The sequence below is a fragment of the Streptomyces sp. SS1-1 genome (genome assembly GCF_008973465.1).
Lineage (GTDB): Bacteria > Actinomycetota > Actinomycetes > Streptomycetales > Streptomycetaceae > Streptomyces.
Window position 1 is genome coordinate 6,613,489 of the sequence record NZ_WBXN01000004.1, and the last position, 18,399, is coordinate 6,631,887.

Here is an 18,399-nt window from a genome sequence, read left to right on the forward strand (position 1 = left end):
CCCGGCCGCCTCGTGCCGTCCGTGTCATCCGGGCTTGATCGTCACCAGATGCTCGCCGTCGGAGGTCCGCACCTCGTAGCGCGCGATCTCCTCCGTGTGCATCGCCGAGGCGCCCTTCATCGTGTTCTCGCGGGCGTCGTGGTGGGCCGCCGACCAGCTGGTCACCGTCTCCTCCGCGCCGTCCCGGCCGACGGCGATCAGATGGCAGGCGCGCGGTCCGGCGCCGTCCTTCACCTTGAGCTCGACCTGGGTGCCGTAGACCTCGTTCTCGGTCCTGACCTGCGCCCACACCCCCGAGCGCGCGTCCGTGGCCTCGATGACCTGGAGGGTGTGCTCCTCGCCGGTCACCATGAGTGCCACGCCGGGGCCGACCAGGGCGATCACGGCCGAGGCGGCCAGGGCGTAGAGGGTGCGCCGGCGGCCGGCGCGGTGCCGTGCGGCCACCGCGTCGAGCAGCCGGTTCAGCATCTGCGGGCCCGGCTGGGCCATGGGGTGCACGAAGCGGGGCGTCGACCGCCGGTACAGCATCAACTGGCGGGTGACGGGCCCGAACTCGGTCACGTGTGCGCTGCACCGCGCGCACTCCATGAGGTGGTCCTCGAAGCGGAACGCCTCCGCCTCGCTGAGCACGCCGAGCGCGTACGCGGCGACGTCGCGATGCCTCTCCAGGGACCTCATGCCGAATCCTCGTGCCGTTGGGTGTGGGGTGTGTTACTCCGTGCGCCCATTGGTACGCACCGGACGGCCGAAACACTCAAGCCACACACAGAATCGCAACCAGGGGATTCGGAGCGGTCGGCGCCGAGGATTGGTCCCGGGGGAGAAATTCTCAGAAGAGGTGGATGGCCAGGTGCCCGAGGGGCAGTCCGAGCTGCCACGCGGGGGTCCAGACCTTGGGTCCCTCGTCCTCGCCGGCCGACGTGCCGCCCCCCGGCACCGCGTTCAGATCGGGGGCGAGCAGCTCGGTCTCCTGCAGCCAGCGCCAGGCCGCCTCGGCCAGCCGCAGATCGGGGGCGGGCTCGCCCGCCGCGGTGGCCCGCGCCGCGAGGTCGGCCATCGTCTCGCGCACCCAGTGCTGCCACGGCTGGTCGTAGGCGGTCAGGGACAGCCACGTCTCCAGCTGGGTGACGACCCGGATGCCGGACAGCTCGCCGTCGGTGTCGGACAGGAAGATGGTCAGCGCCAGCGCGTCCCGGCCGGCGCGGAACTCGAAGGACGTCGGTGGCATCAGATCACCGGTGCGCAGCAGCTCGTCGGCGATGTACTCGGCGTACAACCACGCCATGGGGACGGTGAGTTCGCCGCCGCCTGTGCCGTCCGTGCTCTCCTGACCTGTGTGCAGCATCCCTTCCTGCCTTCCTCCGGTGGGTGCGTCGCCCCACCCCGGGGTCGTGGGCCGTTGCCCTATCCGGAACACGGATGGGGACAGCCGATTACTCAACCGGGGTGTTCAGCAAGGCGCTTTACGGAGGTTTGACTCGGCCGTCGGTTTCACCGCAGGTCGGGCGCGTATCCCGGAAGCACCCTGCGCAGGGCGCGGAGCGCGTAGTAGGCGCGCGACTTCACCGTACCGGGCGGGATCCCGAGGGTCCGGGCCGCTTCCGCCACACTCGCCCCCTGGAAATACACCAGCACCAGGACTTCACGGTGTTCGGGAGTGAGAGTCTTCACAGCCTCGCGGACGTCGAGCGCCTCGGCGGCCCGTTCCGCGTGATCGGACATGACGCGGGCGTTCTCCAGTACCGCGTCCCCGACCTCGGCCGGCCGTGCCTGCCGGGCCCGCCGCGCGTCGATCGCGAGCCGCCGGGCGACGGTCATCAGCCAGGGGCGGACGGAGTCGAAGTCGTCGGCGCGCAGGGCCTCGGGGTGCTTCCAGGCGCGCACCAGCGTCTCCTGCACCAGATCCTCGGCGCGCTGCCGGTCTCCGTCGCAGAGCCGGAGGAGGAGCGCGAAGAGGGGCCGGCCGTGCTCCCGCTGCAGTGCGGCGAGCTCGTGCTCGGCGGTCGTCCTGTTCGTGAGGGTGGTTCCGGCCGTCATGGCCGTATCGCAACGCAAGCCCGGACCGGGGGACAGGGCGCGCGCAACGGCCTGCGGCGGACGGTCGATCGCGTCGGTGAACGGTGCGGTGAACGGTCCCTTCCGCCTGCGGCGGGTGCGCGGACGGGCTAATCGGAGTGGCCGAATTGTTTGCGATGGTGTCCCGCTTCGTACCTATTTGATGCGTATATACGACCACAAGGGGTGAGCTGATGATCGCACGCAGTCGGCTTGTGGCCATCGCTGTCACAGCCGTCCTCGCCGCAGGCGCCGCCTGCCAGGCCCACAACCGCGAGGTCGCGGCCCGGCCGGGTCCGTCCGCCGGTCCCCGCGGCTTCACGCTCGTCGCCACCGGCGACGTGCTGCCGCACACGTCCGTCATCGACCGCGCGCGCTTCGACGCCGGGGGCAAGGGGTACGACTTCCGTCCGATGCTCGCCGGCGTCAAGCCCGTCGTGTCCGCCGCCGACCTGGCGCTGTGTCACATGGAGACCGTGTACGGCGAGAACGGCGAGTACACCGGCTACCCCCTGTTCAAGTCGCCGCCCGAGGTCGCCCGCGGTCTCGCCGCCACCGGCTACGACGGCTGCTCGACGGCCTCCAACCACAGCCTCGACGACGGGGCCGCCGGCATCCTGCGCACGTTGAACGCCCTCGACCGGGCGAAGGTGAAGCACGCGGGCACCGCGCGGGCCGAGGGCGAGTCGCGCACCGCGACCGTGCTGCGGGCGGGCCCGGCCACGGTGGCGCACCTGGCGTACACCTATGGCGTCAACGACCTCCCGCTGCCCGCCGGTCAGCCCTGGGCGGTCAACCTGATCGACGAGAAGAAGATCGTGGCGGACGCCCGCGCCGCCCGGAAGGCCGGCGCCGATGTCGTGGTGGTGTCCCTGCACTGGGGCACCGAGTGGCAGGACGCGCCGGACGACGAGCAGCTGACCCTGGCCCGCGACCTCACCGCCTCGCGCAGCGGCGACCGCCCGGACATCGACCTGATCCTCGGCACCCACGCCCACGTCCCGCAGGCGTACGAGAAGGTCAACGGCACCTGGGTGGTCTACGGCATGGGCGACCAGGTCGCCGGGGCGATGTACAACGACCAGGGTGTGCAGGACCCGCGCGGCAACGAGTCCACCCTCGGCCGCTTCACCTTCACGCCGCCCGAGAAGAAGGGCGGACGCTGGGAGGTGACCAGGGCGGAGTTCCTGCCGCAGGTCTTCGACGTCGACGCCGGCCGGGTGGTCGACCTCAACCAGGCCATCGCCGGCGGCGCGGACCTGAAGGGCGTGCGGGACCGCATCCGGGACGTCGTCCTGAGCCGGGGCGCGGCCGAGGACGGTCTGCGGATGGCGCAATAGCGGCGGTCAGCCGCCGTCGCCGCGCTCCATCAGCCGCACCAGCTCCCCGAGCACCCGCACGCACGCCGTCACGTCCGCGTCCGTCAGGTCACCGCCGGTCCCGCGCAGCGCGCCGTGCTCGCGGGCCAGCACGGCCGTGATCGCCCGCCGTCCGGCGTCCGTGAGCCGGATCAGGGAGGACCGCCGGTGGGCCGGGTTCGGGACGCTCTCCACCAGGCCCCGCTCCGCGGCCTCGTTCACCGTGCGCTGCACGAACTGGCGGCTCACGGCCAGGGTGCGGCCCATCGACGGCACGGTCAGCGGCCCGCGCCGGTGGAGCAGGTCCAGGACCGCCCGGACGGCGACGGACAGGCCCTCGGCGGCCGCGCCCCGCTCGACGCTGTGCTGCGTGAGCCGGTACAGCGGCCCCACCAGGTCGAAGACCTCGGTCAGCCGGTGGGCCAGCTCGTCGGGGGGAAGGGGCTCGGCGGTGTCGTTCACCCCTCCATCATGACACCTGGGTTGTCAAAGCGGCGATGGGATGACACCTTGGTTGTCATGACAGCTGCTGTGGAACCCAGCTTCTTCGCCTCGGCCGACGGCGACCTCGCCTACCTCGACACCGGCTCCGGCGACCCCGTGGTCCTCGTCCACCCCGGCTACGTCGACCACCGCGCCTTCGCCGCCCAGATACCGGCGCTCGCCGCCCACCACCGGGTGATCGCCGTCGACGTACGCGGCCACGGCCTCTCCGCCAACGCCACGAAGCCCTTCCGCTGGGCCGACGACCTCGCCGCCCTGCTGCGCCACCTCGACGCCGGCCCCGCCGTCCTCGTCGGCGTCTCCATGGGCGGCGTCATCGCCACCGACACCGCCCTGGAACACCCGGAACTGGTCCGCGCGGTGGTCACCTGCGGCGCCGCCACCGGCGACTTCACCTACACCGACCCGTGGACCAAGGGCATCCAGGCCGAGTACGCGCGCACCCTCGGCGCCGGCGACATCGAGGGCTGGCTGAACGCCTTCCTGCGGGTGATCCCCGGCGAACACCGCGACGCCGGCGACGTCGACCCGGACATCGCCCGGCGCCTGCGGGAGATGGCCCTGCACACCCTCTCCAAGCACACACCGGACGAGAAGGACCGGCTCGTGCCGGTGACCGGCTCCTGGGCCCGGCTGCCGAGACTCGACGTCCCGCTGCTCGCCCTCAACGGCTCCCTGGAACCCGCAGACATGCTCGACGCCGCCGAACGGCTCGCACGGGCCGTCCCGCACGGCCGCACCGCCACCATCCACGGCGTCGGCCACTACCTCCACATGGAGAAGCCGGACGAGTTCAACGCGATCGTGCTCGACTTCCTGCGCACCCTCTGACCGCGGCCCGGCACGGCGGCTACGGCACCACGGTCACCGGCCAGCGCCCCGCCTTGACCAGCCGTACCGCCACCGAGCCGACGATCCGGTGCCCGGCCTGCTCCGAGGCGCCCACCACCACCGCGTCCGCCTTCAGCTCGTCCGCCGCCTTCACCAGGCCGCCGTAGGGGTCGCCACGGAAGGTGTGGAACTCCCAGCGCAGATCGAATATCCCCTTCACCCGCTCCGTCGCCTCCCGCAGATAGGCGATCAGCTCCTCGGCGATCTCGTCCGTCGTCTCCCCGACCGGCGCGCCGAGCGCGACCCCCGCCGTCACCACCGGCTGCACGTACACGAGGGCGAGCAGCGCCCCCTGCCGGCGCGCCAGCCCCGCGGCGTAGGCCGTCGCGCGGAGCGACGACTCCGAGCCGTCCACGCCGACCACGATGACCTTGGGCCCGTCGGTACCCCGCTCGAACCGCTGCGCGTCCTGTTCCGTCACGGCACGGAGGTTATCGGAAGCCCCTGCTCCGGGCGCCGGGCAGGCCCTCCACGACCGTCCCGCGTGCGGGGGCCGACGGGTGACCCGGGCTCGGCCGCCCGGGTGCTTCGATGCCGCCGTCCCGGTGCCGCACTGGTGCGCCGGTCACCGGCCGGGCGACCCATGAGTCATGACGAAGGATCAGCTGCCCCCGCGTCTGCTCACCCGCCGCCGTCTGCTGCTCGCCGGAGCCGCCGCCGTCTCGGCCGCCGGCACCGCCGGAGTCCTCGCCGCGGTCACCGGCGGAGACGAGCCGGTCCGGGCCCCCGCCCCGGCCGCGGGCCCCCCGGCGCGCCCCGCCCAGAAGCCGAACTCGTACCGCCTGCGGCCCCTGACCGGATACGGCCCGCCCCGCGCGGCCCCCCACCGGCCCCTCGTGCGGCACGCGCCCCTGCTGCGGATGCCGGCCCGCGGCCGCACCATGCTGCTGACCTTCGACGACGGCCCCGACCCCCGCTACACCCCCCGCGTCCTGGACACCCTGCGCGCCTACGACGTGCGCGCCACGTTCTTCGTGTGCGGCGAGATGGCCGACTACAACAAGGACCTCGTGGCCCGCATGGCCGACGAGGGCCATGTCATCGGCAACCACACCTGGTCGCACCCGCTGCTGACCCGGCTCAGCCGCCGCCGGATGCGCGAGGAGATGGAACGCACCAGCGACGTCGTCGAGGACGCCTGCGGCGAGCGCCCCGCCTGGTTCCGCGCCCCCTACGGCGCCTGGAACCGGACCGCCTTCCAGCTCGGCGCCGACCTGGGCATGGAGCCCCTGGCGTGGACCGTGGACACCCTCGACTGGACCACGCCGGGCACCCGGAAGATCGTCCACGCGGTCCGGGACGGCGCCGCCCCCGGCGTCGTGGTGCTCTCGCACGACGCCGGGGGCGACCGTTCGCAGAGCGTCGCGGCCCTGCGGACCTATCTGCCGGAGCTGCTGGACGCCGGGTACCACCTGACCGTCCCCGACGTGCGGCTCGTCTGACGCCGCGCGCCCGCCGGCCGGCCGGGGTCCCTCAGCGGACCTCGACCAGGCCGGCGAAGACGACCACGTTCCCGTCGTAGCCGCTCTGCTTGGTGAAGCCGCCGCCGCAGGTGATGACCCGCAGCTCGGCGGTGCCCTTCGAGGCGTACACCCGGTCGCCGGGGAAGTCGTTCTTCTCGAACACCTCGATGCCGTAGATCTGGAAGACGGCCGTCTTGCCGTCCTCGCGGGCGATCTCGATCCGCTTGCCCTTCTCCAGCGACCCCAGCCCGTAGAACACGGCCGGTCCCTGTGTGTTGTCGACATGGCCGACGACAACCGCGGTGCCCTTCTCACCCGGTGTCACCGAGCCGGTGAACCAGCCCGCGAGGTTCGGGTCCTCCGGCGGCGGCGCGGCGACCCAGCCGTCCGCGTCCAGCCCGACGGGGATGATCGGCGCGTTCACCTGGATGCCGGGGATCCGCACCCGGTTCGGCATGGCGTACGGCAGGGGCCGTACGGACCTGGCGAGGTGGGCGGGCAGACGGCTGTCGGCCGCGGCCGCCTGCGCCGGCTGGGGCGGGCCGACGTCGAACTCGCCGGACCCGTTGCGGATGAGCGCGAGACCGGTCAGCAGCACCAGCGCTATCACGCCCCAGGGAGCGCGCGTCCTGCGCCGCTCCTCCGCTCGCTCCAGCTCGGACCCAGACATTCGGCTACCCCTCTCGACCCGGCCGTCGCCGTGTCTTCCACGCATAACGGAACGCTAAGTCCCTCGCGGCCGGGCGGCGACGGGGCGGAGACGAACGGGTGGCGCGGCGATTTTCGGTGCGCCATACGAGGTGCGGGCCCCCGAGAAATTCTGACGGTGCGTGACCTGCGGTGATCGTTCTCGCGGGGCGGTCGCCCGGCGTGTCCCCTCACCAGGACGGACCAGCGCCGAAATGCGGCCCCGCGCACGGCATCTGAGGGTCTTTCTGGGAGGCGCTTTCTCGCCGATCGGACCGGGGACGGGACCCGGGGCGTCTTCCGCGGAGGATCACATGCGTACCACACGTACCCTGGCGGCCGCTGCCACCGCGGTTGCCGCTCTCGGCGTCGCCGCCCCGGCGGCCGTTGCGCGGGACGGCATGCCCGGCCCCAGCAACATCGTGGCGCTGCCCAGCGTCATCGCCCGCGGCGGACAGCTCACCATCACCGTCGACGGCTGCCACTCGGGCGGCACCGCGACCTCGGACGCGTTCCGGCCCACGACCCTGTCGCCGACCGGCGGCAGCACCGCCCGGGGCACCGCGACCGTCGACCACAAGGCCCGTCCGGGCGCGCACAGCATCACCGTCAACTGCGGCGGCCGGACCCTGACGAACCCCGCCGCCTTCACCGTCGTCGGCGGTGTCCGCGGCGGCCTCGGCGGCAGCTCGTCGACGGGGGCGACGCCGGCCGACATGGCCATCGGCGGCGGCCTCATCGCCGCGGCCCTCGCGGGCGGCGGCGTGTTCTGGATGCGGCGCCGGGCGGAGAGGACGATCTGACCGGCCACCCCTTCGGCCGTCGCACGCACGTCCACGGAGCTTCGCCCCGACCCCCACGAGGGGGGCCGGGGCGAAGCTCCGTGGCAGCGGAGCCAGGGAGCGGTCAGGCGTCGCCCTCGTCGGCGCGCCGCCGGGACAGGTGGTACGCGGTCCCGATCGCGCCGGTGACGAGGGCGGCGCCCAGACCGATCTCCTTGAGGTCGAACCCGGCGAACGTCCCGCCCGCACCGGCCTTGACGCCCTTGTCGGGGACGGGCCGGTGCCCGGGCTCGGGCCGGCCCCCGGCGATCCTGAGGTCGGCGCTCTGCCAGAACGTGCCGCAGTAGAACGACACCTCGTACGTGGCGCCCCGCTTCGCGTCCCGGTCGACGGTGACCCGTGCCGTGGTCCGCCACCGGGGGATCACGACCGTGTCGAAGACCCCGGACGAGACGGTCACGCTCTGCTCGCAGCCGTTGGCGTGCAGCCTCACCTGCCCGCCGGGCTCCACCGTGCCGGGCACCACCCTGGCCCAGAACCCCGAGTCGTCGCCGCTCGCGTGGGCGGCCGGCGCGGTCGCGGCGAGGGCGCCCAGGCCCAGCAGCGCGGCCGACGCGACACGTATCGCTCGCATGGTGTTCCTCCCGGTCCCGAGGAGCGGCGACGGACCTTCCTCCGTCTGCGCCGGACACGCACCTCGATGTCCGGAACGCTAGGAACGCGCGCGCACCCGCGCGATCGGTGTCGTACGAATGGGGCAACCGTGTGGGCCGCCCAGGGGAACATGTTGCTGCGGCCGGGCGACGCGGCCGGTGCGGCGGCGTGCGTCCCCCGGCGCTGCGGCGGGGTGAGGGCGCGTCAGCCCTTGGCGCGCGGGAACAGGTCCAGGAACGGCTGCGCCGCGTCGGCGGCCCCGTGGTTGTACGGGGAGTCGAAGTCCCAGATCAGGAAGAGCAGGAACGCGATCAGCGCGGAGAACAGCCCGGCGAGGACCAGCTCACGGGGAGTGCGCCGGATCTGCAGGGCGAACACCATGCCGATGGTGATCACCGCCCCGGCCAGCAGCCCGAACCACACCACGCCCGGCATGGTCGCGCCGGTGGAGTCGCCGCGGGCGATGCGCGCCTGGTCGGCCGCGGTCACCTGGTCGACGAGCGGCTGGTACGCCTGCGCCTCGAAGTCCGACGCCGGCTCGTAGTCGGTGACGTCCTCCCGCAGCCGCTGGAACAGCGCGGTGCCGCGGTCCGTGAGTTCGCCGTCGTCCGCCATGGCCTTCCACTCGGTGGTGACGACGTGTCCGACATAGGCGTTGACATCCTCCCGAATGCGGTCGCGGACCTCGGGCGGGTAGACCCGGACGCGCTCGGTGATCTCGTGCAGCGCCACGGCCTCCGCCTGGACGTGGTCCTGGGCGGCGCTGCGGCCCTCCCAGACGCCCGCGATGGCCAGACCCAGGACGATGGCGTACACCACGCCGATCCACATCGTCATGTACTCGATGACGTCCGGGGTCTCGGAGGGGTCCTCGTCCTCGGGGGCGGTCCTGTGCCGCACGAGGGTGATGATCACCACCACTCCGCAGGCGGCCAGCATCGCGAGGGTGAGAACAAGCCATTCCGGCAAGGGGATCCTCCAGGGGTCAGCGGGGACGCAGGGCGGCGACCGCCGCGATGGCGGGGACCGCGATCAGCAGGACGAAGGTCAGGGGCGACGGGGCGCCGGGCGGCACCTGGCGCTGCGCGCTGACGCGGTGCGGCGGGTAGTGGACGCGGGTCGGGCTGGGCTCGGGCGCGGGCGGCGGCGGTGTCGGCCGGGGCTTCGGCGGGGGTGCCGGGGCCGGGGCGGCCTTGGGTGCCGGCGGCGGCGCGGGGGCCGGCGGGGGCGGTGTGGGCCCGGGCGCCGGGGGCTCGGGCTTCGGCTCGGGCGTGGGCTTCGGCGTGGGTGTGGGGCTCGGCTTCGGCGGAGGCGGTGGAGGCGGAGGCGGAGGCGGCGGTTCGGGTGTCGGCGTCGGTGTCGGCGTGGGGGTGGGCGTCGGGGTCGGCGGGGGACATTGCGGCGGGGTGGGCCAGGTGAGACTCCCGGCGACCGCCACGGCCTGGACCCCGCCGGGTCCCGTGTCCGCGTAGGCGCAGGCGTCGGCCACCGCGGCCCCGGCCGGTGCCGTCACCAGCAGCCAGGTCAGCACCGCCACGGCCAACAGCCGCGAGGTGAGGGTGGATTGTGTGGGTTCGGGTCCGTGCACGACGAAGATCTTGATTGCCTGCCGGCCGCCACACGCCGAGGATCGGGTGGATTGCCCCGAACGGGGGACGGGCGGCTGCACGCGCGTGACCAGGCGTACGCCTGGGGCGGGAGGGGTCTCACAGGTTCCCGAAAGAATTTCGTCCGCCCGTTGAACACGTACGGGGTCCCCCTGCGTACTCCTCGTCGTGCGGCGGCGCAGCAGGGCGCTGCGACACCCGTGTGATTCTGGGGAGTTGACGATGAAGACCTCGTGGCGGAGCGCCTCGCTCGCGGTGAGCGCCGTGGCGCTGCTGGCGCTGACGACGGCATGCGGGCAGGAGACGACCCCGCCGGCGAGCAGCCAGAACGTGGGAGCCACGGCCGCCACGGGCGGCGGCTACGGATCCGCGGGCACCGGTCTGGGCGGTGCCGACGCCGGCGCGCCGGGCGAGGAGGGCATCGGCGCGCAGACGTCCACCGCCGGTGAGCTGTCCGTCTCCACCAACGCCGAGCTCGGCAAGGTGCTGACCGACAGCGGCGGTCTGACGCTCTACCGCTTCGACAAGGACACCGCCGAGCCCGCCAAGTCGAACTGCGACGGCGACTGCGCCAAGAAGTGGCCGCCGGTCCCCGCCGACGACGCCGAGGCCGGCGCCGGCATCGACAAGGCCCTGCTCGGCTCGGTCACCCGGTCCGACGGCACCAAGCAGCTCACCGTCGCCGGCTGGCCGGCGTACCGCTTCGCCAAGGACATCAACGCCGGGGACGTCAACGGCCAGGGCGTCGGCGGCACCTGGTACGCGCTCGCCCCCGACGGAAAGAAGGCGCAGGGCGGTGCCGGCGCGCGGACCACCGACCTGCCGGGCCTGTCCACCCGCAAGGACCCCAAGCTCGGCGAGATCGTCATCGACGGCAACGGGCACACGGTGTACCGCTTCATGAAGGACTCGCCCTGGCCGATGAAGACGGCCTGCACCGGCGAGTGCCTGAAGAAGTGGCCCGTCATCAAGCCCGTGGACGCCAAGGACACCAAGGGCATCGACCTGAAGGGGTCCGGCCCCCGCGGTCAGGGCTACGTGGTCTTCGACCGGCCCGACGGCATCCGGCAGCAGACCATCGACTGCGTGCCGATCTACACCTTCGCCGGGGACAAGAAGCCCGGTGACACCAACGGTCAGGGCGTGGGCGGCACCTGGTACGCCATCCGCCCCGACGGCAAGCCGGTCGGCGCGTCGGAGAAGTGAGGATCAGACCTCCCCAGGGTTGATCCACGCGCACGGCCCCGGTCCGCCCCCTGAACCCACCGCTCAGGGGGCGGACCCGTGTGCCGTCACGGGCCGGGCGCGTCCTCCCGGATTCCCCCGCTTCGCGGCCCTGTGGAATGCTTCGGTGGTTTTCCCGGGAAGTGCGGGGGGTTCCGGCGCGGCACGTGCCACCGGCAGTGACCGGGAACGGATGGTCAATTTCCGTTTCCGCTCGCTCCATTGGCGGGCGATCAGTAGCCTCAGCTCGAACACCGGATCGCCTACGCGTTGGAGAGTCAGATGGAGCGTCCCGCCTGGGCCCCACGGAACATCGACATCTCGGTCCCCAGCGTCTCGCGCATCTACGACTACTACCTGGGCGGTTCGTACAACTTCGAGGTCGACCGGGAAGCGGCCCGCAAGGCCATGGAGTTCATGCCGGGTCTGCCCAAGATCATGCAGGCCAACCGGGCGTTCATGCGGCGCGCGGTGCGCTTCGCCGCCGGCGAGGGCGTCACCCAGTTCCTCGACATCGGCTCCGGCATACCGACGTTCGGCAGCGTCCACGAGGTGGCCCGCGCGGCCGACCCCCGCTCCCGTGTGGTGTACGTCGACCACGACCCGGTCGCCGTCGCCCACAGCGAGGCCGTCCTCGCCGGTGACGAGGGCACGGGCGTCGTCGCCGCGGACCTGCGCAAGCCCCAGGAGATCCTGACCAGTTCGGAGGTCGGGCGCCTCATCGACCTGAACCGGCCGGTCGCCGTGCTCCTCGTTGCCATACTGCACTTCGTGGAGGACGAGGACGACCCGTACGGAGCGGTGGCCGAACTGCGCGACGCGCTCCCGCCCGGCAGCATGCTGGTGCTCACGCACGCCTCGTACGAGGGCATCCCGCTGTCCGAGGAGACGGCCAAGGGCGCGGTCGACGTGTACGAGGACATCCGCAACCCGCTGATCATGCGTTCGCGCGACGGGATCGCGCGGTTCTTCGAGGGGTACGACATGGTGGAACCCGGACTGGTGCCGATGCCGCTCTGGCGTCCGGACACCGCACCGGAGGACGACGACCGATGGGCCTTCTCCGGGTTCGCCGGCGTGGGGCGTACGGCGTGAGCGGGGGGCTCGACGAGCCGGAGGACAGACTGCGCCGGTTCGCGACGATCTGGAGCCGGGCCGTCTTCCCGGTCACCGCGACGTCGTCGACCCGGCCGGAGTTCGAGGCGCAACTGCTGCCGCTCGCCCGGCGGTTGAGCGACGCCCTCAAGGCGCGGGCGTTCGACGCCGACGAGGGCAAGGCGGTCGGCGCGGCCCTGGTCGGCGTCCACTGCACCGACCCGGAGGCGCTCAGCCGCTCGCTGGACTGCGTCGACGCCTACCTGGTGCTCTACTGCGGCGGCGACGGCGACCAGGAGGACCTGCGGGCCCGCTCGGCCCGGCTCCAGCACGCCATGGCCGCCGGCTACGCCCAGGCGCTGCGCGCCCGCACCCTCGCCGAGCAGGAGGCGATCTCCGCGGCCGCCCTCAAGGCCCAGGGCGTGGTCGCCCAGGCCCTGCACGCCACCGAGGCACGGTTCCGGGCGGTGTTCGAGGGCGCGGCCATAGGCATCGGCATCGCCGACCTGGACGGCAACATCCTCCAGGTGAACGGCGCCCTGCTGCGCATGTTCGGCGTCTCGGGGCAGACCATGCAGACCCGCAACGTCCTGGACTGGACCCACCCCGAGGACGCCCCGCAGACCTGGAAGCTCTACGAGGAGCTGGTCCGCGGCGAGCGCGAGCACTACCACCTCGAGAAGGCGTTCTACCGTCCCGACGGGACCGTGCTGTGGACCAACCTCACGGTGTCCCTGCTGCGGGACGCCGACGGGGCCCCGCGGTACCAGCTGGCCCTCATGGAGGACACCACCGAGCGCCGGCTGCTCAATCTGCGGCTGCGCTACGAGGCCACCCACGACGCCCTGACCGGTCTGCCCAACCGCACGTTCTTCTTCGAGCGGCTGGAGAAGGCGCTGGCCGCCGGCGAGGGGCAGCGCTTCGGCCTGTGCTACCTCGACCTGGACGGCTTCAAGACCGTCAACGACAGCCTCGGCCACGCGGCCGGCGACCGGCTGCTCGTCGAGGTCGCCGACCGGCTCCAGTCCTGCGCCACCCGGCCCGGCGAGATGGTCGCCCGGCTCGGCGGCGACGAGTTCGTGGCCCTCACCACCGGCCCCGGCACCGAGCGCGAGGTCGACGAACTCGCCTCCCGGATCATGAACGCGCTGCTCGCGCCGATCAGCGTCGACGGCCGGGAGCTGACCGTCCGCGGCAGCATCGGCGTCGTGGAGGGACCGGCCGGCGAGCGCAGCGCGGCGGAGGTGCTGCGCAGCGCCGACATCACCATGTACCGGGCCAAGTCGGCGGGCGGCAACCGCTTCGAGCTGGCCGACCCGGAGGCCGACGCCCGCGCGATCACCCGGCACGGCCTGACCACGGCCCTGCCGACCGCCCTGGACCGGGGCGAGTTCTTCATCGAGTACCAGCCGCTGGTGCACCTCGGCGACGGCAGTGTGCGCGGCGCGGAGGCCCTGGTGCGCTGGCTGCACCCGCAGCACGGCATCCTCGGCCCGGACCGGTTCATCCCGCTCGCCGAGCACACGGGCCTCATCGTGCCGCTCGGCCGGTGGGTGCTGGAGCAGTCGGTCCGTCAGGCACGCGCCTGGCGGGAGCGGTACCACGACGGCGGCCCACTCCGCATCAACGTCAACCTCTCGCCCTGCCAGCTCACCCACCCCGGTCTGGTCCAGGACACCGTCGACATCCTGGAACGCGCGGGCGTGCAACCCGACGCGCTGTGCCTGGAGGTGACCGAGTCGGCCCTCATCGGCGCCGACGACGCCCTGCTCAAGCCGCTGCGCCGGCTGGCCGAGATGGGCGTCGACATCGCCCTGGACGACTTCGGCACCGGCTACTCCAACCTCGCCAACCTGCGCCGGCTGCCGGTGAGCGTCCTCAAGCTGGACCGGTCGTTCACCCAGAGCATGCAGCGGTTCCCCGCCGACCCCGTCGACCTCAAGATCGTCGAGGGGATCGTCTCCCTGGCGCACAGCCTGGACCTCGCGGTGACCGTGGAGGGCGTCGAGACCGGCGCCCAGGCCGAGCAGCTGCGGATACTGGGCTGCGACACCGCGCAGGGCTGGTACTACGCCCGCCCCGGCCCGCCGGAGCGGCTGCACGAACTGGCGCTGGTCGACGCGACGGGCTGAGCCGCGCGCACCGGGCCGCGGGGATGCCCGGCGGCCCGGCCCCGCGCGGTCGGATAGCGTGACCGGGGAGACGGCGGCGCCACGTCCGTACAGGCCGCCGGGAAGGCGGGTCCGGCCATGCGCGACAGGCCGATCGATCTGGACCTGCGCAAGGTGCGCTACTTCGTGGCGGTCGCCGAGCGCCGGCACTTCGGGCGGGCGGCCGTCGCCCTGCACGTCACCCAGCCCGCCCTGTCCCGCCAGGTGCGCCAGCTGGAACACGAGCTGCGTGTCGAGCTGTTCACCCGCAGCACCCGCGAGGTCGCCCTCACCCCGGCGGGCGAGCAGTTCCTGCACGACGCCAGAGCCCTCCTCGCCGCCTCCGAGGCCGCCCAGGAGCGCGCCCGCCGCATCGGCGCCGGCGACGACGCGCTGGTCGTCGGCTTCATGCTCGGCACGGACGTCGGACCGGCGCTCAACGCGTTCTCGGCGCGCTTCCCGCACGTCTCCGTCGAACTGGTGCGCCTGCGCTGGTGGAGTCAGGCGCGGGCGCTGCTCGACGGGAGCGTCGACGTGGGGTTCGTCCGGCCGCCGCTGGAGACCGACGGCGTGGACCTCCTCCCGCTCTACACGGAGCGCCTGAGCGCCGTCCTGCCCGCCGGCCACCCCCGGGCGCACGACGGCGAGGTCGCCCTCGCGGACCTCGCCGGCGAGCCCGTCCTGGAGTACGCGGACGCGAGCGAGGCGTGGTCGGCCGTCTGGAACGCCGACCCCCGGCCCGACGGCACCCGCCCGGACCACGGCCCCGCCTTCCACGACATGGAGGAACTGCTGGGCTACGTCCGGAGCGGACGCGGGATCGCCTTCGTATCGGGGGCCGCCGCGGCCGCGTTCCCCCGGTCCGACATCGCCTACGTCCCCGTCGCCGGCGTACCGCCCGGACAGGTCTCCCTGGCCTGGCCCGCCCGGCGTTCCTCACCGGCCGTGACCGGCTTCGTCGAGACGGCCCGCGCCGCCGTCGCGGGCCGGGCCGGCGCGTAGACCTGCGGCGATGCCGGCTGGGCATCAATGGCACCGGGACCGGCATTGGACGGGAGGGCGACGGGGCCCAAGGCTGGAAAGCGCCGGGACGACCCACCGGCCTCCTTCCCACCCAGCCCCCTTGGAGCCCGCCATGCGTGCTGCCGTAGCCACCGGCGCCAACCTGCCGCTCACCCTCGACGACCACGACATCCCGCAGCCCGCCGCCGGCGAGGTCCTCGTCAAGGTCACCGCCTGCGGCGTCTGCTTCTCCGACCTGAGCCTGCTGCGCGGCCACTACCCCTTCGCCCGGTACCCCGTGATCCCCGGGCACGAGATCACCGGCGTCGTCACCGCCGTCGGGGAGGGCGTCACCTTCCCCGAGGTCGGCACGGCCGTCGGCGGCCAGTTCCTGTACGACTCCTGCGGCCACTGCGACTACTGCGTGCGCGGTGAACAGATCCTCTGCCCGCGCAAGCGGATCACCGGGGTGGTGGCCGACGGCGGCTACGCCGAGTACGTCCTGCTCAAGGCCGCCTTCGCCACCCCGCTGCCGGACGGCCTCGACCCGGTCGCCGCGGCCCCGCTGATGTGCGCCGGTCTGACCGCCTTCAACGGGCTGCGCCAGGCCGGGGCGACGGCGGGCTCCCGCGTCGCGGTCGTCGGTCTCGGCGGCGTCGGCGCGCTCGCCGTGCGCTACGCCGTCGCCATGGGCGCGGACGTGGCCGTGATCGGCCGGTCCCGGCGCGGCGAGGACCAGGCGAAGGCGCTGGGCGCCGACCTGTTCGTCGCCACCGGCGAGTCCGACCCGGCGGACGCCCTGAAGGCGTGGGGCGGCGCCGACGTCGTCCTCAACGCGGCTCCCTCCACGGAGGCGGCCGCCGCCACCCTCGGCGGTCTCGCTCCCGACGGCACCCTGCTGCTGCTCGGCTACGGCCCCGAGCCGCTGACGCTGCCCACCCAGCCCATGATCCTCAACCGGCTGCACGTGGTGGCCTCGCCGTCCGGCTCCCCGCACGACCTGCGCGACACCCTCGCCTTCTCGGCGGCCCACGACATCCTCCCCGAGGTCACCCCGATCACCCTCGACCAGGCGCCCGGCGTCCTCGACGCGATGGCCGACGGCTCGGCGCACGGCCGCAGCGTCATCACCTTCGGCTGACCTTCCGCATCCCCCAAGGAGACCGTCATGCCCTCCTCCGTCCTCGTCACCGGTGCCTCCAGCGGTTTCGGCGCCCTGACCGCCCGCGCCCTCGCCGACGCCGGCCACACCGTCCACGCCGGCATGCGGCGGACCACCGGCCGCAACGCCCCGGCCGTCGCCGACGCCCGCGCCTACGCCGAACAGCACGGCGTCGACCTGCGTCCCCTCGAACTCGACGTGTCCGACCAGGAGTCCGTGGACGCGGCCGTCGCCGAGGCCGGGCGGATCGACGTCGTCGTCCACAACGCCGGGCACATGGTGCTCGGCCCGGCCGAGTCCTTCACCCCGGAGCAGATCGCCGAGATCTACGACACCAACGTCGTGTCCACCCAGCGCGTCAACCGGGCCGTCCTCCCGCAGATGCGAGAACGGCGGGACGGCCTGCTGGTGTGGGTGGGTTCGACCAGCACCTACGGCGGCACCCCGCCGTACCTCGCCCCCTACTTCGGGGCCAAGGCCGCCATGGACCACCTGGCCAAGAGCTACGCCGTCGAACTGAGCCGCTTCGGCATCGACTCGGCCCTCGTCGTCCCCGGCTCCTTCACCTCCGGCACCAACCACTTCGCCCACGCGATGCACCCGGCGGACACCGCCACGGCCGAGGCGTACGACGCCCTGTACGGCGGCCTCATGGACGACGTGGGCAAGGCGCTCGCGGCCCTGGCACCGGACGACGCCGACGTCCGGGAGGTCGCCCGCGCGATCGTCCGTGTCGTCGGCACCCCGAAGGGCGAGCGGCCGTTCCGGACGACCATCGACCCGGCCGACGACGGCTCCGAGCGGGTCAGCGACGTCGCCGACGCCGTCCGCGCCGAGTTCTACGGCCGCATCGGCATGCCGGACCTGCTGTCCGTCCGCGACTGACGCGGTGTACGACGGCCGTCGGGCGGGCCGGCCCCACAAGGGGGAGCATGGGCGCAGGGGGTCCTCGGGTCCGATCGGAGTGGGGCAGCATGAGTACGGAACTGCAGGGCAGGACCGCCGTCGTCACCGGAGCCAGCAAGGGCATCGGACTGGCGGTCGTGGAGGCGCTGGCCCAGGCCGGCGCCCAGGTCGTCGCGGGGTCGCGCACCTCCTCGGACCGGCTGGAGGAGCTGGTGAAGGACGGCTCGGTGACCTGGGTGCCGGTCGACCTCTCCGAGCCACAGGCGGCCGGGGAACTGGTCGCCGCGGCGGGCGGACGCGTCGACGTCCTGGTCAACAACGTCGGCACCGCCCCCGCCCGCACCGGCGGCTTCCTGTCGGTCACCGACGAGGAGTGGCGGCGCTCGATCGACCTCAACCTGCTCGCGGCGGTCCGGGTCACCCGGGCGGCGCTGCCCGTGATGCTGGACGCCGGCGACGGCTCGGTGATCACGGTCGGCTCCGTCAACGCCACCCTCCCGGACCCGCTGGTCATCGACTACAGCGCGGGCAAGGCCGCCCTGGTGGCGTTCTCCAAGGCGCTGTCCAAGGAGGTCGGCCCGAAGGGCATCCGCGTCAACACCGTCAGCCCGGGCCCGGTCGAGACGGAACTGTGGCTGGGCGGCGGGGGAGTGGCGCGGACGGTCTCGGCCGCCGCCGGCATCACGTCGGAGGAGGTGGTCGCCCAGGCGTCCAAGGCCACCGTCACCGGGCGCTTCTCCCGGCCCGCCGAGATCGCCGACCTGGTGGTCTTCCTCGCCGGCGACCACTCCCGGAACATCACCGGCAGCGATCTGATCATCGACGGGGGCTTCATCCCCACCTGGTGAGCGCCGGGCGG

General features: G+C 73.2%; 19 protein-coding genes. 11 read left to right on the top strand and 8 right to left on the bottom strand.

Going from position 1 to position 18,399, the window contains the following annotated elements:
• Positions 1-24: 24 nt before the first annotated feature.
• From F8R89_RS31585 to F8R89_RS31595, 3 genes are all read right to left on the bottom strand, one after another.
• The gene (locus F8R89_RS31585; RefSeq protein WP_151787165.1) at positions 25-678 is read right to left on the bottom strand and encodes a zf-HC2 domain-containing protein; all 654 of its coding nucleotides are present in this window, start codon (positions 676-678) and stop codon (positions 25-27) included.
• A gap of 151 nt (positions 679-829) precedes the next feature.
• Positions 830-1,345, bottom strand: coding sequence for a hypothetical protein (locus F8R89_RS31590; RefSeq protein ID WP_151787166.1), 516 nt, complete (start codon positions 1,343-1,345; stop codon positions 830-832).
• 146 nt (positions 1,346-1,491) lie between these two features.
• A complete protein-coding gene (locus F8R89_RS31595; protein WP_151787167.1) occupies positions 1,492-2,037 on the bottom strand; it encodes a sigma-70 family RNA polymerase sigma factor in 546 nt (181 codons plus the stop codon).
• A gap of 212 nt (positions 2,038-2,249) precedes the next feature.
• Between F8R89_RS31595 and F8R89_RS31600 the strand changes: the two genes are divergently transcribed.
• On the top strand, positions 2,250-3,395 hold the full coding sequence (locus F8R89_RS31600; protein WP_151787168.1) for a CapA family protein: 1,146 nt from the start codon (positions 2,250-2,252) through the stop codon (positions 3,393-3,395).
• Between the two features lie 6 nt (positions 3,396-3,401).
• Here F8R89_RS31600 and F8R89_RS31605 read toward each other — a convergent pair whose 3' ends face one another.
• Positions 3,402-3,875: a MarR family winged helix-turn-helix transcriptional regulator gene (locus F8R89_RS31605; protein WP_151787169.1), complete on the bottom strand. Its 474-nt coding sequence runs from the start codon at positions 3,873-3,875 to the stop codon at positions 3,402-3,404.
• Positions 3,876-3,932: 57 nt separating this feature from the next.
• On the opposite strand from F8R89_RS31605, the gene F8R89_RS31610 reads away from it, so the two are divergent.
• Positions 3,933-4,748, top strand: a complete 816-nt coding sequence (locus tag F8R89_RS31610; protein WP_151787170.1) for an alpha/beta fold hydrolase — start codon at positions 3,933-3,935, stop codon at positions 4,746-4,748.
• A 19-nt stretch (positions 4,749-4,767) separates the two neighbouring features.
• On the opposite strand, the gene F8R89_RS31615 is transcribed toward F8R89_RS31610, so the two are convergent.
• Entirely contained in the window at positions 4,768-5,229 is a 462-nt protein-coding gene (locus F8R89_RS31615) for a universal stress protein (RefSeq protein WP_151787171.1), read from the bottom strand.
• A 169-nt stretch (positions 5,230-5,398) separates the two neighbouring features.
• Here F8R89_RS31615 and F8R89_RS31620 point away from each other — a divergent pair, with 169 nt between their 5' ends.
• On the top strand, positions 5,399-6,250 hold the full coding sequence (locus F8R89_RS31620; protein WP_151787172.1) for a polysaccharide deacetylase family protein: 852 nt from the start codon (positions 5,399-5,401) through the stop codon (positions 6,248-6,250).
• A 31-nt stretch (positions 6,251-6,281) separates the two neighbouring features.
• On the opposite strand, the gene F8R89_RS31625 is transcribed toward F8R89_RS31620, so the two are convergent.
• A complete protein-coding gene (locus F8R89_RS31625; protein WP_151787173.1) occupies positions 6,282-6,941 on the bottom strand; it encodes a class F sortase in 660 nt (219 codons plus the stop codon).
• Between the two features lie 331 nt (positions 6,942-7,272).
• Here F8R89_RS31625 and F8R89_RS31630 point away from each other — a divergent pair, with 331 nt between their 5' ends.
• The gene (locus F8R89_RS31630; RefSeq protein ID WP_151787174.1) at positions 7,273-7,761 is read left to right on the top strand and encodes a hypothetical protein; all 489 of its coding nucleotides are present in this window, start codon (positions 7,273-7,275) and stop codon (positions 7,759-7,761) included.
• A 103-nt stretch (positions 7,762-7,864) separates the two neighbouring features.
• On the opposite strand, the gene F8R89_RS31635 is transcribed toward F8R89_RS31630, so the two are convergent.
• Both F8R89_RS31635 and F8R89_RS31640 read right to left on the bottom strand, forming a co-directional pair.
• Positions 7,865-8,374, bottom strand: a complete 510-nt coding sequence (locus tag F8R89_RS31635; RefSeq protein WP_151787175.1) for a hypothetical protein — start codon at positions 8,372-8,374, stop codon at positions 7,865-7,867.
• Between the two features lie 224 nt (positions 8,375-8,598).
• Entirely contained in the window at positions 8,599-9,363 is a 765-nt protein-coding gene (locus F8R89_RS31640) for a DUF4239 domain-containing protein (RefSeq protein WP_151787176.1), read from the bottom strand.
• Between the two features lie 860 nt (positions 9,364-10,223).
• On the opposite strand from F8R89_RS31640, the gene F8R89_RS31650 reads away from it, so the two are divergent.
• From F8R89_RS31650 to F8R89_RS31680, 7 genes are all read left to right on the top strand, one after another.
• The gene (locus tag F8R89_RS31650) at positions 10,224-11,207 is read left to right on the top strand and encodes an SCO0930 family lipoprotein (RefSeq protein ID WP_151787178.1); all 984 of its coding nucleotides are present in this window, start codon (positions 10,224-10,226) and stop codon (positions 11,205-11,207) included.
• Positions 11,208-11,507: 300 nt separating this feature from the next.
• Positions 11,508-12,320, top strand: a complete 813-nt coding sequence (locus tag F8R89_RS31655) for an SAM-dependent methyltransferase (RefSeq protein ID WP_151787179.1) — start codon at positions 11,508-11,510, stop codon at positions 12,318-12,320.
• Entirely contained in the window at positions 12,278-14,452 is a 2,175-nt protein-coding gene (locus F8R89_RS31660; protein WP_151787180.1) for a putative bifunctional diguanylate cyclase/phosphodiesterase, read from the top strand. Before F8R89_RS31655 ends, F8R89_RS31660 begins: the two co-directional genes overlap by 43 nt.
• 117 nt (positions 14,453-14,569) lie before the next feature.
• Positions 14,570-15,472: a LysR family transcriptional regulator gene (locus F8R89_RS31665; RefSeq protein WP_225994552.1), complete on the top strand. Its 903-nt coding sequence runs from the start codon at positions 14,570-14,572 to the stop codon at positions 15,470-15,472.
• A 133-nt stretch (positions 15,473-15,605) separates the two neighbouring features.
• Positions 15,606-16,613 (top strand): alcohol dehydrogenase catalytic domain-containing protein, encoded by a 1,008-nt coding sequence (locus F8R89_RS31670; RefSeq protein WP_151787181.1) that lies wholly within the window; start codon positions 15,606-15,608, stop codon positions 16,611-16,613.
• A gap of 27 nt (positions 16,614-16,640) precedes the next feature.
• Positions 16,641-17,519, top strand: a complete 879-nt coding sequence (locus tag F8R89_RS31675) for an SDR family oxidoreductase (protein ID WP_151787182.1) — start codon at positions 16,641-16,643, stop codon at positions 17,517-17,519.
• Between the two features lie 89 nt (positions 17,520-17,608).
• Entirely contained in the window at positions 17,609-18,388 is a 780-nt protein-coding gene (locus tag F8R89_RS31680; RefSeq protein ID WP_151787183.1) for an SDR family NAD(P)-dependent oxidoreductase, read from the top strand.
• The last annotated feature ends 11 nt before the right edge of the window (positions 18,389-18,399 follow it).

Coding starts and splice junctions, on each gene's coding strand:
- F8R89_RS31585 (WP_151787165.1), bottom strand. CDS start 678: ATGAGGTCCCTGGAGAGGCATCGCGACGTCGCCGCGTACGCGCTCGGC.
- F8R89_RS31590 (WP_151787166.1), bottom strand. CDS start 1,345: ATGCTGCACACAGGTCAGGAGAGCACGGACGGCACAGGCGGCGGCGAA.
- F8R89_RS31595 (WP_151787167.1), bottom strand. CDS start 2,037: ATGACGGCCGGAACCACCCTCACGAACAGGACGACCGCCGAGCACGAG.
- F8R89_RS31600 (WP_151787168.1), top strand. CDS start 2,250: ATGATCGCACGCAGTCGGCTTGTGGCCATCGCTGTCACAGCCGTCCTC.
- F8R89_RS31610 (WP_151787170.1), top strand. CDS start 3,933: ATGACAGCTGCTGTGGAACCCAGCTTCTTCGCCTCGGCCGACGGCGAC.
- F8R89_RS31620 (WP_151787172.1), top strand. CDS start 5,399: ATGACGAAGGATCAGCTGCCCCCGCGTCTGCTCACCCGCCGCCGTCTG.
- F8R89_RS31625 (WP_151787173.1), bottom strand. CDS start 6,941: ATGTCTGGGTCCGAGCTGGAGCGAGCGGAGGAGCGGCGCAGGACGCGC.
- F8R89_RS31630 (WP_151787174.1), top strand. CDS start 7,273: ATGCGTACCACACGTACCCTGGCGGCCGCTGCCACCGCGGTTGCCGCT.
- F8R89_RS31635 (WP_151787175.1), bottom strand. CDS start 8,374: ATGCGAGCGATACGTGTCGCGTCGGCCGCGCTGCTGGGCCTGGGCGCC.
- F8R89_RS31650 (WP_151787178.1), top strand. CDS start 10,224: ATGAAGACCTCGTGGCGGAGCGCCTCGCTCGCGGTGAGCGCCGTGGCG.
- F8R89_RS31655 (WP_151787179.1), top strand. CDS start 11,508: ATGGAGCGTCCCGCCTGGGCCCCACGGAACATCGACATCTCGGTCCCC.
- F8R89_RS31660 (WP_151787180.1), top strand. CDS start 12,278: ATGGGCCTTCTCCGGGTTCGCCGGCGTGGGGCGTACGGCGTGAGCGGG.
- F8R89_RS31665 (WP_225994552.1), top strand. CDS start 14,570: ATGCGCGACAGGCCGATCGATCTGGACCTGCGCAAGGTGCGCTACTTC.
- F8R89_RS31670 (WP_151787181.1), top strand. CDS start 15,606: ATGCGTGCTGCCGTAGCCACCGGCGCCAACCTGCCGCTCACCCTCGAC.
- F8R89_RS31675 (WP_151787182.1), top strand. CDS start 16,641: ATGCCCTCCTCCGTCCTCGTCACCGGTGCCTCCAGCGGTTTCGGCGCC.
- F8R89_RS31680 (WP_151787183.1), top strand. CDS start 17,609: ATGAGTACGGAACTGCAGGGCAGGACCGCCGTCGTCACCGGAGCCAGC.